Origin of the sequence: Streptomyces sp. NPDC006326 (assembly GCF_040612915.1) — a bacterium.
In the GTDB taxonomy this organism is placed as follows: domain Bacteria; phylum Actinomycetota; class Actinomycetes; order Streptomycetales; family Streptomycetaceae; genus Streptomyces.
The window spans coordinates 22,942-35,815 of the sequence record NZ_JBEXRC010000009.1 but is presented as its reverse complement, the minus strand read 5'-3'; the positions used below and the strand labels follow the sequence as shown (position 1 = coordinate 35,815).

Below are 12,874 nucleotides of genomic sequence, written 5' to 3'. Positions count from 1 at the left end.
TCATGACGCGCAGGGCCCCGGCCGGTGTGCGCCTAACGGATCCTGACCGAGTCGTTCGACTGGAACAGGTAGTCGTACACCTCGGTGTAGATGCCTTTGTCGCAGACACCGGGGTCCCTGATCACATAGCCGGATTCGTCGACATATCGCGCCGAGTTTCCCGCATGTTTGTGCGACCAATACCCTGTTTCTGGGTGGAACCGGTAGAAGTGGAAATCGCGGACCAGTGTCGAGGGATAGACACCCGTGCACAGGGCCAGGAGGAAGCGTCTGGACCCCGACTGGCAGGGGTAGCCGAACTGCACGAGCCCGTCCTTGTAGAGGCCCACGGCGACCTGGTATCCCAGCATGCTGCTGGGGATGGTGTAGTTGTGTGCGCGGCCGGGCCACGCGAACGTGTCCGATCTGTAGGCCACGCCGTAGGCGTAGCAGTTGTTGTAGGGCTGGATGTTGGGGTGGTTCCAGTAGTACGGGGACCACGGCTCGGTGTCGATGTAACACGAGGGTGCCCTCTCCACCAGCGCCTGCATCTGCGCTTTCCACCCGTCGGGGAGCTCGGACTCCTGCTGAGCCTTGGATGACCTGTAGGCCCCGCCCTGGGTTCCCGCGTTCAGGGTCCGCTCGATCTCCCCGCGGGCCGTCTCCAGCATGAGTTCCGCGTACGAGGTGTCGCCGACGGCGATGCCCCCGCCCTCCGCGAGGTCCCGCGGGATCGTCTCCACCAGAGCCTGCGCCAGTTCCGCGCTCGCGCGGAAGTCCTTCGCTCCGCCTCCGGCCAGTTCGAAACCGGCGGGTAGGCCGGCCGGGGCGTCGCCCTCGGTGAAGTCCACTTGTATGCCGTCGAAGCCGAGTCCTGTGTAGCCGCTGCCGACTGGTCCGCGGGCCGCGGGGTTGCGTCCCAGGCGTTCCCGGAGCTCCTTGACATGCTCGGGGTCGTTGATCTCCCACGAGGGGTTCGGGCGTCCCGAGAACATTTCGATGGTGATGCGCACTGCCATGGTTCTGCCTCCTCTGCCTCTGCGCGACGCGCGTCGTCAGGCCCGGTTGAGGCAGATGTGCTGCGTCGTGCCGGCCATGGTGGCGCTGTCCAGGACGAACCTCCGGTTGATGTATCCCTCGCGCATCACGAGGACGGCGTAGCTCGTCCACATCCCGTCGATCACGGCGATGAACTGCGCATTGGCATCGAACAAGTACGTGACGCTCCAGTCGGTGAGCCAGGACCAGGGCAGCAGCTGCCCGGTGTCGCAGTCATGGAGGACGAGCGTGACGACCCAAACGGATCGGGTCTCCTTGGTGAGTGCCTGCTCCGCCCCGAGCAGCCCGCCGTCGTCGAAGACTCCGCTCCCCCGGCTGGTGCCCGTGGCGGCCTCGTCGGCGAGGGTGGCCAGGCGCTTGTGGAGCGGCAGGGCGAGTCGCGCAGGGGAGCCGGCACCCGCCTGGGCCTGGCGGAGGAAGGTCCGGATCGTGGCCGTGAGCTTGACCGCCAGGTCGGCCTCGTCGCGGATCGGGAAGAGCTCGTCGGGAAGGCACGGCGTGTTCGGGGTCGGCACCTGAAGCAGCTCGGGGATGGGTTCGCGCTGCAGTTTGCCGACGAGGTCGTCCCAGTCCGCGATGGGCAGGGGGAGCGTCCTCAGCCGGGAGGCGAGTTCGTGGATGAGCGCCGTTTCCGGGTGGGCCTTGAGCAGCAGCGTCTCGAAGGACTCGGCGGGCGGGTCGGTGTACTGGTTCACCGTCACCAACTCCTGTGGAGGTGGATGCGTATGCGAGGGGAAGACCCTCGGTCACGAGCGCGCCGTCGGCGCCAAAGGGCTCGGGTCGCCTCGAAGTGCCGGATGGAGTCACCGGGAGGCTCGCGGGACGGGACACGGCCGAGGACCGTGTCGGGCGCGTCCGCCATCAGTCTCAGTTCTGCGGTTTTGGCCCGCAACTCTGTTCTCCCGGCTCGCCCTACTCGGCTCCGGTGCTGTTCCGTCGCGGTGCCCAAAGGACTGCCCCCGCTTGCTCACCGGCACTGCACGGGGCGCTGACGACGCGATGACGCGGGCGTGACGCAGGCACCGCACCGCGTCGCCACCCGGTGGCTGCGTCAGGGACGTGACCGTGCCGCCGACACCGCCGCGGGCGTTTCGCGATGACGGTGGGATGACGCTCCCCTCCTAACGTGCGAGGCATCCGTGGCGCGCGGTGCGCGTCCGTCGCGCCGTGTCCTCGCGATCTTCTGAGGGGAACGGACATGACCTTGCATGAAGACCCTGATCTGCCTCCGCCGGAGACGGACCCCGGCGTGGGCCTCGTCGCGTCCGGGTTCGAGACGCTCGAACAGTTCGACGAGGCCGCTCGTGCGGCCGACATGGACATGGACGGCTTCGTCGTCACGCTGCTGCGCCGCGAGGACATGCTCCTCATCGAGTTCAGGTTCCGGGGCCTGCTGCGCACCGGTTCGGGCGCCCAGCAGCGGCTGGTGACGAAGACCGCCACCGAACCGGGTTTCCTCTTCGTCCGCATGCCGCCCCAGGCGATGCTTGAGGAGGCCACCCCGCTGGGGAGCCCGTCGACCGCGGTGAAGAGGGCTTGGTTCGCCGGACCGAGCGACCTGACGTTGCGAGTGGCGCCCGGAACGACGATCCCGCTCACCGCCGCGGGCCTGCTGGACTGGGCGGGACTGCAGACGGACTCAGCGCGGCTGGAATGCGTGTGGGGGCTCGGGCTCGCTCCCGCGACGCCGTCGCAGGCGGTGTGGCTGCACGCTGCGGAGCCGGTCGCCGGCGCGTCCGGCGCGGTCGGGATCTGGCACACGCGCCTCGGCGTCCGGCCCGACGGGTCCGGTCCGGCCGGGACCCCCTCCCGGCTGCCGGTGCCGGTCAAGCCGACGGAGGTCGTCAACGACACCGAGGGGTTCATGAGTTCCCTCTCCCCGACGGATCGCCGCGACATCGGAGCGTCGATGGCACGCAGGCCCGCACTGGCCAAGAACCTGACCTTCACCCCGCTCGGGGCGAACGTCGACCTCACGGGTAACTGGCTGGGGCTGGCGAGCGTCAGCGTGCTCATGTACCACCACGAGTCCGCCGGCGGCCGGGACACCACCGTGAACGTGCTCAAGCGCGGCTACCTGCTGCCCTTCGGATTCCCCGCGCTGATCACCACCCAGACCGAGCGGCGGCTCGATCACGGTCTCGTCCGGTCGAGCGTCCTGACCGTGCTGCTGCCCGAGCTCACCTACCAGGACGTCGCCGCCCTCCCCAACGGGGGCCGCGGCTTCCCGTTCACGCGCGTACGGCTCAACGGGCCGCTCACGGCCGACGTCATCGACACCACGGACCCGCTGACGGACGTCGGGTTCTGGGTACGAGGACCTGGGGCGTCCGACGGGCGGCTGCGGTTCAGTCTGACGGCCGAGGACCGGCGCGGACACCCGATCGCCTTCACGGCGCCGCTGGTCTTCGTGAAGGGGGACAGGGCCCACGGTGATCTCACCGCGGCGCTGGACGCCTTCAACCGTCAGGCGGAGAACATCGACCTGCCCGCCTCCGGGAGCCTTGAACTGGCGCCCGCGACCGGACCCGACCCGGAATCGACCACGGTGGACGTCGCGACCCTCCGCATCAAAGCGGTGAGGTCGAGCGCCTCCCAGGCAGCCCTGGAGGAGGCCGGCCGGCTGGCGGCGCTCCCCGAGCTGGTCTCCGTGGACGCACGGATCCCCGCCCTGGACGCCCTGGTCCCGCGCGGCGTGGCGCAGGTGGAGGCGGAGGCGGAGGCGGACGACGAGATCAGGTCGGCCGTTCACACCCTGCTGCTCGACCAGAAGTACGTGCAGCAGGGTCTGGCGGCCACCCGCCAGGTCTACGCCCGGCTGAAGAACCAGGTCCCCCTGGCCCCGCCGGTCACCGCGTCCGGCGGCATCGCCAAGCTGGACCTGCCGGTCACGGGGCTGTCGAGCGCCACCGGTCTGATCGGCGGCGACCTGGAGAAACTCAAGAGCGGGACGTTCGCCCCCGCCAGCTTCTTCACACCGCCCCCGCCCCCGGCCCCACCCCACGCGCCGGTGTTCCCGACCAGGCTCCTCGGTTTCGTCGACCTGACCAAGCTGGTGCCGCCCGTCTCCGTGCCGCCGGCCGGGGCGGGCGACGGCACGGACGTCCCCCGCATGCTCACCAAGGTGCTGCGGCAGCCCGAGAGACCACCCCACGCGGTGGAGACCACCCTCACCTGGCACCCCAAGCTCCGTCCCACCCAGGAGGGACCGCTCAGGACGACGGACAAAACGCAGTTGGACCTGCGCTGTGTCACGCTGATGAACCTCGGCCAGAGCGGGCCACCGGTCACGGAGGTCCGCGGGGAGCTCAGCCACTTCACGCTGTCGTTCGCGGACGTGCTCGACGTCGAGTTCCAGCGCATGGCGTTCACCAGCAAGCCCGGCACCACGACCGCGCTGGACGTCAAGGTCGGCAGGGTGGGGTTCTCCGGCCAGCTGAAGTTCCTCGACCGGCTGCGCGAGTACCTGCCGTCGGTGGCCAACGGTCCGCGGATCAACGTCGACACCGCTGGGATCGACGTCGGATACACCCTTGCGGTGCCCAGCGTGGGCCTCGGCGTGTTCCTCCTGCAGAACCTGGCCCTGTCGGCGTCGGTGCACCTGCCTTTCGACGGAACCCCCGTCGAGGCGACGTTCGCGGTTTCCTCGCGCGAGCACCCCTTCCTCGTCACCGCTTCTGTGTTCGGCGGTGGCGGCTTCCTGGCCGTGACCGTCAGCACCGGCGAGGTCGTCAGGCTGGAGGGCCAAGTGGACTTCGGTGCAGCCGTGGCGCTGAACCTCGGTGTCGCGAGCGGCTCCGTCAGCGTGACCGCCAGCGTGTACGTCAAGCTGGACAGGGGTGTCTCGTCCGTCGGCGGCTTCCTGCGGGCCTACGGCGAACTCGACGTCCTCGGCATCATCAACATCTCGGTCGAGTTCTACCTCGGCCTCGTGTTCCGCGCGCCCAAGACGCTGTACGGGGTGGCCTTCGTGACCGTCCGGGTCCGTGTCGCCTTCTTCTCGGAGTCGGTGACGATGAAGCTGGAACGCACCTTCTCCGGCGGCGACGATCCGTCGTTCGGCCAGGCGTTCCCCACCTCCCAGCCGTGGCGGGACCGCTGTGCCGCTTTCGCCCCGATGGAGGAGTCATGACCTTGGAGACCGTGGTGTGGACCCTGCTGCCGGACCCCACGGCTCCGGCCACCGCCGACGGGCTGGCCCACCTTACGCTCGTGTTCGGCCTGCAGCTCTTCGATGCACCGGCCGTGGCAGCCGGGGAGCTCGTTCCGCTGACGGCATTTCCCAACGCCAGGTCCTGGCCCGACTTCTCCTTCAAGTTGAGTGTCAGGTTCCGGTCCGAGAGCGGGGCTTCGACGACCAGGCAGGCCACCGTCGAGCCGGTCGCCCAGCCCGCACTGTGGGGAACCCTCTTCGCCGCGTCCAAGGTCAGGCCCTTCGTCTTCGACCGCACCGTGGCCACGCAGCCGTTGCAGTCCTACCCTGCCCAACGCGTGTCGCGTTCCCTCCGCGAGGAGTACGGCCGCATGTTCCCCCTCTCGGACAGCCCGTACCCCGAGGTCCTGCCCGCACGGACACAAGGTGGGGACCTGCCGGGTGGTACGGACGGATGGACCGCGGTCGACCGTCTCATACGTCTGGTCGGCGCGGACGATCCGGCGCGGACGGCCGACGCCCACGCGGCGTTGATCCGGCAGGGGGTGCTGCCCGACGACTTCCAGGACGACCCTCACGGCTGGATGCGTCTGGCCGGCTTCCACGAACCGTTCGCCCTCCAGGAGGGCGACGAGGACCAGGAGGCGGGCGGCCCGGCGCTCAAGACTCCCGAGCGGGACTTCCACGGTCTCCTCGCGGCACTGGCCGACCATCCCGGACTGATGGAGCGGCTCGGGCTGATACGGCGGGTGACGGTGCCGCTGCCGCCCAACCTGGTGGAGGGAAAACCGACCGACATCCAGGCGGTGCCGCTGGAGCATCCGTCCGTCAGAGTCGACCAGCCCTTCACCCGCTGCGTCCTGCGGCAGGGCCGCCTCCTCCTGGCACGGAGCAACGGAACCCAGGCCGCGCTGTACCTGCCGCTCGACGACACCGACACGTACGAGGTCCTCGACGTCGACGTCGACGCGGCGGCCCTCGGCCTTCAGACGTACGCCGCCATGCTCGCCGGCCTGCCGCGCGACCGTGAGGCTCCGCGCCTGCTGGCGCCTGCCCTGCGCTCCGACGGGATTGCCGTGGTCGAGAGCGACCGTCAGATCGGCTTCCGCGAACAGCTGAAGAAGGCCGTCGACATGGACAAGGACCTGGAGCAGGCGGCCAAACCCGGCGAAGCGATCACCCTGCACGCGGACAACGTGCTCCAGGGCTACCGGGTGGACGTCTTCGACCAGGCCTCCGGCCGCTGGTACCCCCTGTGCCGGCGCACCGGCCAGTACAGCGTGCGCGGGTACAGCGGAGCGCTGCCCATCGACGACGAGGGCACGGTCTGCGACGCCCTGACCGGGGGCGTCGACGCCCACGGAAATACGGTGTTGCGCCTGCACCAGTACCTGTTCCGCTGGAGCGGCTGGAGCATCGTGGCCGAGCTGACCGGCAAGATGATCGACACGTCGGACCAGCTCCAGGAGCCGGGCCCCGCACTCGATGCCACCCTCCCGTTCTCCTCGACGGTGCGGCCCACACCGGGCACCCTGCCGTCCCTGCGGTACGGCCGTACGTACCGCTTCCGAGCCCGTCTGGTCGACCTCGCGGGCCGCAGCGTGCCCTTCACGTCCCGGCCGACGGCCGGCGAACCGGCCAGCACCCCGCTGCGCTACTCGCGCTACGAACCCGTGCCCGCGCCCGTGCTCGTGCCCCGGCGTCCGGTCACCCCCGGAGAGTCCTTGACGGTGCTCGTCGTCCGTACCGACAACTCGAACGCCGCGGCCCCCGCGCCCGGCCCCACCTGCGACCGGCACCTGCTGGCTCCCAAGGCCAGCGTGCAACTGCTGGAACGCCACGGTGTCCTCGACGTGGCCCGCGAGCACCGCCTCGATCCTGCGGTGTACGCGCTGCTCAGCCGCCTCGACTCCGGGGCGGTCGGGGGCACGCCGGACCCGGGCGCCGGCGGAACGCCGTACAAGGACGCCGACACCGTGCAGCTGCCATGGCCGCCCGACCCCCTGTCGAGGGGAGCAGCCCTGCACGGCCTGCCCGGGATGCCGGAGCTCCTGGCCTCCTGGCCGCAGGGCAGTGGATGGCACGAGCGACTGCCGCTGCGGCTCGTCGTGGTGCCCGGCGCCATCGGAGCCGCACAGCAGGTGCCCGTCGTGGACTTGGCGGCCCGGGTGATCCGCGTGACGGTGCCACCGGCCGCCACCCATACCGCGATGCTGAGCAGCATGCTGAACCGGGGCGACGAGGACCTGCTGGCGCTGTGGCGCTGGTACGCCGAATCCGACGGCCGATCGGAGGACGAGCTCGACGAGCTGCGCGCCCGGATCGCCGCCGGACTGCTCGCCCAGCTCACGCCCACGACGGAGCTGCGCCTGATCCACGCCGTCCGCTGTCCGGTCGTCGGTCCCGAGTTCGTGCGGGCGAGCGTCAAGCGTGGCCCCGGCGAGACCGTCTACGTCCTCGACGACCCCGGGATGACCCTCCACGAGGCGTCCACCCTGTCCGTGCACACAGAGGCGGAGTGGACCGAGTACATCGACGACCCGACGCAGGAGAAGCCGGCCGAGACACCCGCGCGAGCGGTCCTGCACCAGGGCGACGAGGCGGTACGCGCTGACCGGGCCCACCGTCCCGTGACGTACGACGAGGACGACCCTGCCGAGCGGGCGGGCACCGTGACCGTGCCGTTCGAGGCGCGCCACGACCTGGGGGACACCCGCCACCGCGCGATCCGTTTCACCCCGGTGGGCGTGTCGAGGTTCGTCTCGTACTTCACCCAGTCGCGCAAGGTGCGGCTCGTGGGCACGCAGTCGGCGTCGGTTGCTGCCGCGTTCGTGCCGGGCACGGTCGTCGTACGGGCCTCCGTGGCCCCGGTCACGTCCTCCGGTACGCCCGCCGATCCCGGGCCGACGTACACCTTCGGCCGTGACTTCGTCGTGGACGACGCGCACGGTACCGTCGCGCGCCGCGACGCCAGTGGCATCCCGGACGGCGCGGAGGTCCTGATCGAGTTCACCGTTCCTCCGGTGACCCGGGCCGGGACCACCGTCACCCGCCACGTTCCGGCGAGCACGCGGCCGCCGGCGCCCGCGGTGCATTCGGTGGTGCCCGCCTTCCAGTGGGAGCGCGGGACGGTCGGTACGAAGCTGACCAGCACGCGGCTCGACGGTGTGGTCCGGGTTTATCTCCAACGGCCCTGGTACGCGTCGGGCGAGGGCGAGATGCTGGCCGTCCGCGTCCTCGGGCCGAGCGAGCAACCCGACGGCGCCTCGGCGAAGTGGGCCACCATGTGGGGCCGCGACCCCATCCGCCAGCCCGGCTCCGCACCGCTCATCGGCTACCCCCGGCCGGTCGACCTGCTCGGCGCCGTCGATGAGACCGTGCCCCAGGGCCACGCCATGGGCTACCCCGTGAAGTACGACGAGCGACGTCGCCTCTGGTACGCGGACGTGCGGTTCCAGGCCCAGAACGTCTACCAGCCCTTCGTACGGCTGCGGGTGGCCCGCCTGCAGCGGAACGCGCTGCTCTCGCCGCAGGACCTGCGGCTCTCCGCCGGAGTCGACGCGGGATTCGTCCAGCTTCCGGCCCGCCGCCAGGCGTCGGTGTCCGTCGTGGGCAAGGACGCGACCGTGACCGTCACCGGCCCGCTGCCTCCGGCGGGCGCGGCCGGCATGACCACGCGCATGACGGTAGGGGTCCAGATCCGGGGCCTCAGCTCGATCGACGACCCCGCGCAATGGTCCACGGTCGGCACCCCCGAGGCCACGGTGACGCTGGCCCTCACGTCGGTGACCGGTCCCATCGGGACGTGGGAGGGCACGCTGAGGCTGCTTGCCGCTCCGTCGGAGGGGCGTCCGCAGCGGCTGCTGGTCCAGGAGGTCGAGGAGATCCGCAGCGGCGCGCGAGGGGTGATCCAGCGGGTGTCCTACCTTGACACCTTTACTGTCTGACCCTCGCCTCGTTCACGCTTCTGCTGATGCGTGTGGGGTGCCGGGCGGAGGTTCTCCGCCCGGCACCCCACAACACGCATCAGCAGGGTTCGTCGATGGCCGCCCCTAGCAGTAGCCCGTGGCCACCCACTCCGAGGTCTCCATACCTCCGTAATAGCTGTACTTGCAGGACTCGCGTTCGAGCCTCTTGCCGTCGTCGCAGATCGCTGCCTTCGTGCAGCACGGCACGAAGAGGCACTCGTTCATGCACATCTTCTGGCACTGCTTCCTGCATTGCGCCGGGTTCCACTCGTCCTTGCAGTGCTGTGAGCACTCGACGTCGCATTCCCGCGGGCAGAACGCTTCCGCCATGCCGGTCGGCCAGTTCTCGCCGCACTTCGGCATCTCGTAACGGAACCCCGGGATCGTCTGTTTGACAGACACCGGAAACCTCCTCAGTCGTGGTCGTAGAAGCCGCTCAGCGGGCCGGTGCGGAACGGGAACAGGTAGCCCACCTCGACCGGGACGAAGTACTTCTCCACCTCGTCCGTCTTACGGCTGGCGTAGGTGAAGACGACGTCCATGATCCGCCTGGGTCCTCCCAGGTTGGAGCGCCGGACGTCGATCGACGTGAGGGAGTAGTCGTCCATGAACCGCTCGAACGTCTTCCGGTAGATGGCGGGATAGCGGACCATCAGGTAGTTGAGCGCCCGGTCCCCGTCCGACGCGCCCACGTTCCCCGACACGTTCATGACCGTGTGCAGCAGGTCCCCCGCCGCCTTCTCGAACTGCTCCACGTCCATGGACTCGGGTCGGTCGATGGCCTGTATGAGGTAGGGGATGGAGGCGGAGTAGAGCTGGTCCACGGTGACGACGGGCAGCTGGAGCCCGCCGCAGTGGCTCGGGGGCGCGACCCCGCCCCGTACCCCGATGACCACGTCGAGGGCGTCCGCCTGGTGCGAGGGCCGGATGGCTTCGGCCAGCAGGGCGAAGTCGGCCGGGTCCCGTGGGACCAGGACGTAGGTGTCCACGCCTTGTATGGAGAACACGTAGCACAGTTGCCGCGTCAGGTAGCGGTTTTCCGGTTGGTTGAGCACTTCACAGAGCGCCTCGCGGTCCGTCATCCATTCCGTATCCGTGCGCCTCATGCTCTGCGCCAGCTCGTTCTCCACGCCGGGGTCGCGAAATCGGAAGTCGAGCCTGCCGATCGCGTAGACGAAGGATGGCGGCGGGGGCGCGGGCCGTTCGGACTGCTCGTCACGCTCGGTTTCGCATGGGCACCGAGCCGGGGTTGCCGGTCCTGCTGTGGGGGTCTTGATGTCTTCGGCATCCATGGAGAAGCTCCTGAACTCCGGCGGGCGGCCGCGGGCGGAGCGCGCACGCGCTCCACCGGCTCAGTCTGTGTCGCCGCCTCGCCGGCCCGTGAAAGTCATCCATTGGTTCAGCCTTCTGGCCCGTTCCTCGCAGCTGCGACACGGCCTGACACCCATCGCCAGGGTCGCGTGCTTCAGCACGTCGCCGAGGCCGATCTCGCCGTCGACGAAACCGGGAAGCCTCATCCGGTGGGTGGGCCTGCGGACTTCATCCGGCCGCGGGGTCTGGTGTCGTGGCTCTTTACTCATCACGACCCACCATCCCTTCCGGGCGTCAGGAGGAGTGCTCCAGCGTCAGGAGGAGTGCTCCAAACGGGCGTCCCCTCCCAGCACACCCTTCTGCTCCCCACTGACCATCGTGCTCTCCCGTGCCACCACCCGCACCTCGACTTCTCCGTAGGCCGGTTGGGCGCAGACCCGGTCGCGATGGCGGGCTCGCGGCAGCCCCCCACCCTATGATGTGGCTGTGGAAACCGAGACCGGTGTCTCGCGACCTGAGCGCAGGGACGGCACATGAATCCCTCTCCCTCACCTCCACGACAGTCCACCTTGCTGCTGCTCGACCGGTTCCGTCTGGAGTCCGGCGGCGAGCCCGTGCCCTTGTGCGGCAACGCGCAGCGGCTCTTGGCCTTCGTCGGACTCCGGCGGCGGGTCCCCCGCTGCGTCGCCGCACGGACGCTGTGGCCGGCATCGACCGAGGCACACGCCCGGGGAAGCCTGCGGACCGCGCTGTGGAAACTCCCGTGTCGCGCTCAAGGACTCGTCCGCTGCACGCAGGAGTCCCTCGCCCTCGCCGACGGTGTCGCCGTGGACGCGCGCGACCTCGCCCGGACGGCGCTCGACGTGGTCGGGGGCTGCGGGCCGCCGCGTGTCGAGCCTGTGCTGATGGGCCTCCTGGAGCAGGGCGATCTGCTGCCCGACTGGGACGAGGACTGGGTCGTCCTCGAACGGGAATGGTTGCGCGGGCTGCGCCTGCACGCGCTCGACACGCTCTCCGAGAGGCTCGCGCGACAAGGGCTGCCGGCCCTCGCCCTGGAGGCCGCGCTGGCGAGCATCCGCATCGAACCGCTTCGCGAGGACCCGCACCGTTCGATCGTCTCGACGCACCTGGCCGAGGGCAATCTGGTCGAAGCCCTCCGGCACTACGAGGCCTTCCGCCACTTGCTCCGGGCGGAACTCGGGACCGAGCCCTCCCCCCAGTTCGCGCGCATGATCCCACTCGAATGGCGGTGCGCGGCGCGGCGCCGATGACGGCGCGATAACGGTGCGGTGACGGCGTCGGACGACGATCGATGACGGGGGGCTCGTCTCGTCCGGAAGGAGCGTGGCGGTGAACGCCGTTCAGTACGCCCAGAGCAACCGAATCGTCGAATTGATGCGGCAGCCCGCGGAACAGCGTGACGCCGAGTGGGTGAGGAAGGCACTGCAGCAGGCGGTCCTTCTGGAACTCGCCACCCTCCCGCCGTACCTGTGCGGCCTGTGGTCGATCAACGGCACGAGCGGGGACGCCGGCCAGGTCTCCCGCACCCTGCGTGAAATCGTCTTCGACGAGATGTCGCACCTCGGTATCGCCTGCAACCTGCTCACCACCGTCGGCGGTACTCCTCGTCTCGCCGACGAGACGCTGGTTCCGCGTTACCCGGGCCCGCTGCCCGGCGGAGTACGGCCCGGACTGAAGGTGTTCCTGAGCGGCCTTACCAAGAAGTCGGTCGCGATGTACGCAAACATTGAGGAACCCGACCATCCGGACACGCAGGCGGCCGATCCCCCCTACACCTCGATCGGAGCCTTCTACACCGCGATCCTGAACGCCCTGTGCGCCGACCCGGGCCTGATCACCGGCCACCGGCAGGTGACCCGGGACATGACGCACCACGGCTCGGGGAACAGCCTGGAGAAGCTCAAGACGCTCGACGCCGTCAAGGCGGCCATCAGGGTCATCAAGGAACAGGGCGAGGGAACGTCCGCGCCGCCCCCGGACCCGTACCCGAACCAGGCGGCGGCGGCTTCGGGCGAGCTCCCCCATTACTACGCCTTCCGAGAGATCCTTGCGAAGTACTTCCCGGACCCGCCGGCACCGCAGCTGCCCGTTCTCCCGATGGGAGAGGTGCCCGCAGGGGGTTGGCCACGGACCGGGGCCGCTGCCGACGTGATCGACCTCCTCGACAAGTCCAACCGCGCCTACAGCGAGGTACTGAGGCTCCTGGAGCAGGCGTGGCAGCAGGAGGACGAGGACGAAGCCACGGCGCTTCTGGACAAGGCCGTGCAGAAGATGTTCGCGCTGCGGTCACCGGCTCGGGAGCTGATGAATCGCGTGGTGCCCGGCGGCGGCAAGAACTACGGACCGGAGTTTCGCTACACGGCGCCGTAAAGCGCCCCTATCC

Annotated in this window: 8 protein-coding genes; 4 read left to right on the top strand and 4 right to left on the bottom strand. The window is 69.7% G+C overall.

All coding sequences use genetic code 11. From position 1 onward, the window contains the following. Positions 1-32 precede the first annotated feature (32 nt). Positions 33-998: a hypothetical protein gene (locus tag ABZ128_RS09920; protein WP_356847269.1), complete on the bottom strand. Its 966-nt coding sequence runs from the start codon at positions 996-998 to the stop codon at positions 33-35. A gap of 36 nt (positions 999-1,034) precedes the next feature. After that, positions 1,035-1,733 carry a hypothetical protein gene (locus ABZ128_RS09915; protein ID WP_356847268.1) on the bottom strand — a complete coding sequence of 233 codons (699 nt, stop codon included), beginning with the start codon at positions 1,731-1,733 and terminating at the stop codon, positions 1,035-1,037. A 503-nt stretch (positions 1,734-2,236) separates the two neighbouring features. On the opposite strand from ABZ128_RS09915, the gene ABZ128_RS09910 reads away from it, so the two are divergent. Both ABZ128_RS09910 and ABZ128_RS09905 read left to right on the top strand, forming a co-directional pair. Beyond that, positions 2,237-5,170 (top strand): hypothetical protein, encoded by a 2,934-nt coding sequence (locus ABZ128_RS09910; RefSeq protein ID WP_356847267.1) that lies wholly within the window; start codon positions 2,237-2,239, stop codon positions 5,168-5,170. Beyond that, the gene (locus ABZ128_RS09905; RefSeq protein ID WP_356847266.1) at positions 5,167-9,138 is read left to right on the top strand and encodes a hypothetical protein; all 3,972 of its coding nucleotides are present in this window, start codon (positions 5,167-5,169) and stop codon (positions 9,136-9,138) included. Before ABZ128_RS09910 ends, ABZ128_RS09905 begins: the two co-directional genes overlap by 4 nt. Positions 9,139-9,243: 105 nt before the next feature. Here the strand turns inward: ABZ128_RS09905 and ABZ128_RS09900 are convergent, their stop codons facing one another. Both ABZ128_RS09900 and ABZ128_RS09895 read right to left on the bottom strand, forming a co-directional pair. After that, positions 9,244-9,561 carry a hypothetical protein gene (locus ABZ128_RS09900; RefSeq protein ID WP_356847264.1) on the bottom strand — a complete coding sequence of 106 codons (318 nt, stop codon included), beginning with the start codon at positions 9,559-9,561 and terminating at the stop codon, positions 9,244-9,246. 11 nt (positions 9,562-9,572) lie between these two features. Beyond that, a complete protein-coding gene (locus ABZ128_RS09895) occupies positions 9,573-10,451 on the bottom strand; it encodes a hypothetical protein (RefSeq protein WP_356847262.1) in 879 nt (292 codons plus the stop codon). A gap of 552 nt (positions 10,452-11,003) precedes the next feature. On the opposite strand from ABZ128_RS09895, the gene ABZ128_RS09890 reads away from it, so the two are divergent. Continuing rightward, a complete protein-coding gene (locus tag ABZ128_RS09890) occupies positions 11,004-11,741 on the top strand; it encodes a BTAD domain-containing putative transcriptional regulator (RefSeq protein WP_356847261.1) in 738 nt (245 codons plus the stop codon). A gap of 79 nt (positions 11,742-11,820) precedes the next feature. Beyond that, a complete protein-coding gene (locus ABZ128_RS09885; protein WP_356847259.1) occupies positions 11,821-12,861 on the top strand; it encodes a ferritin-like protein in 1,041 nt (346 codons plus the stop codon). The last annotated feature ends 13 nt before the right edge of the window (positions 12,862-12,874 follow it).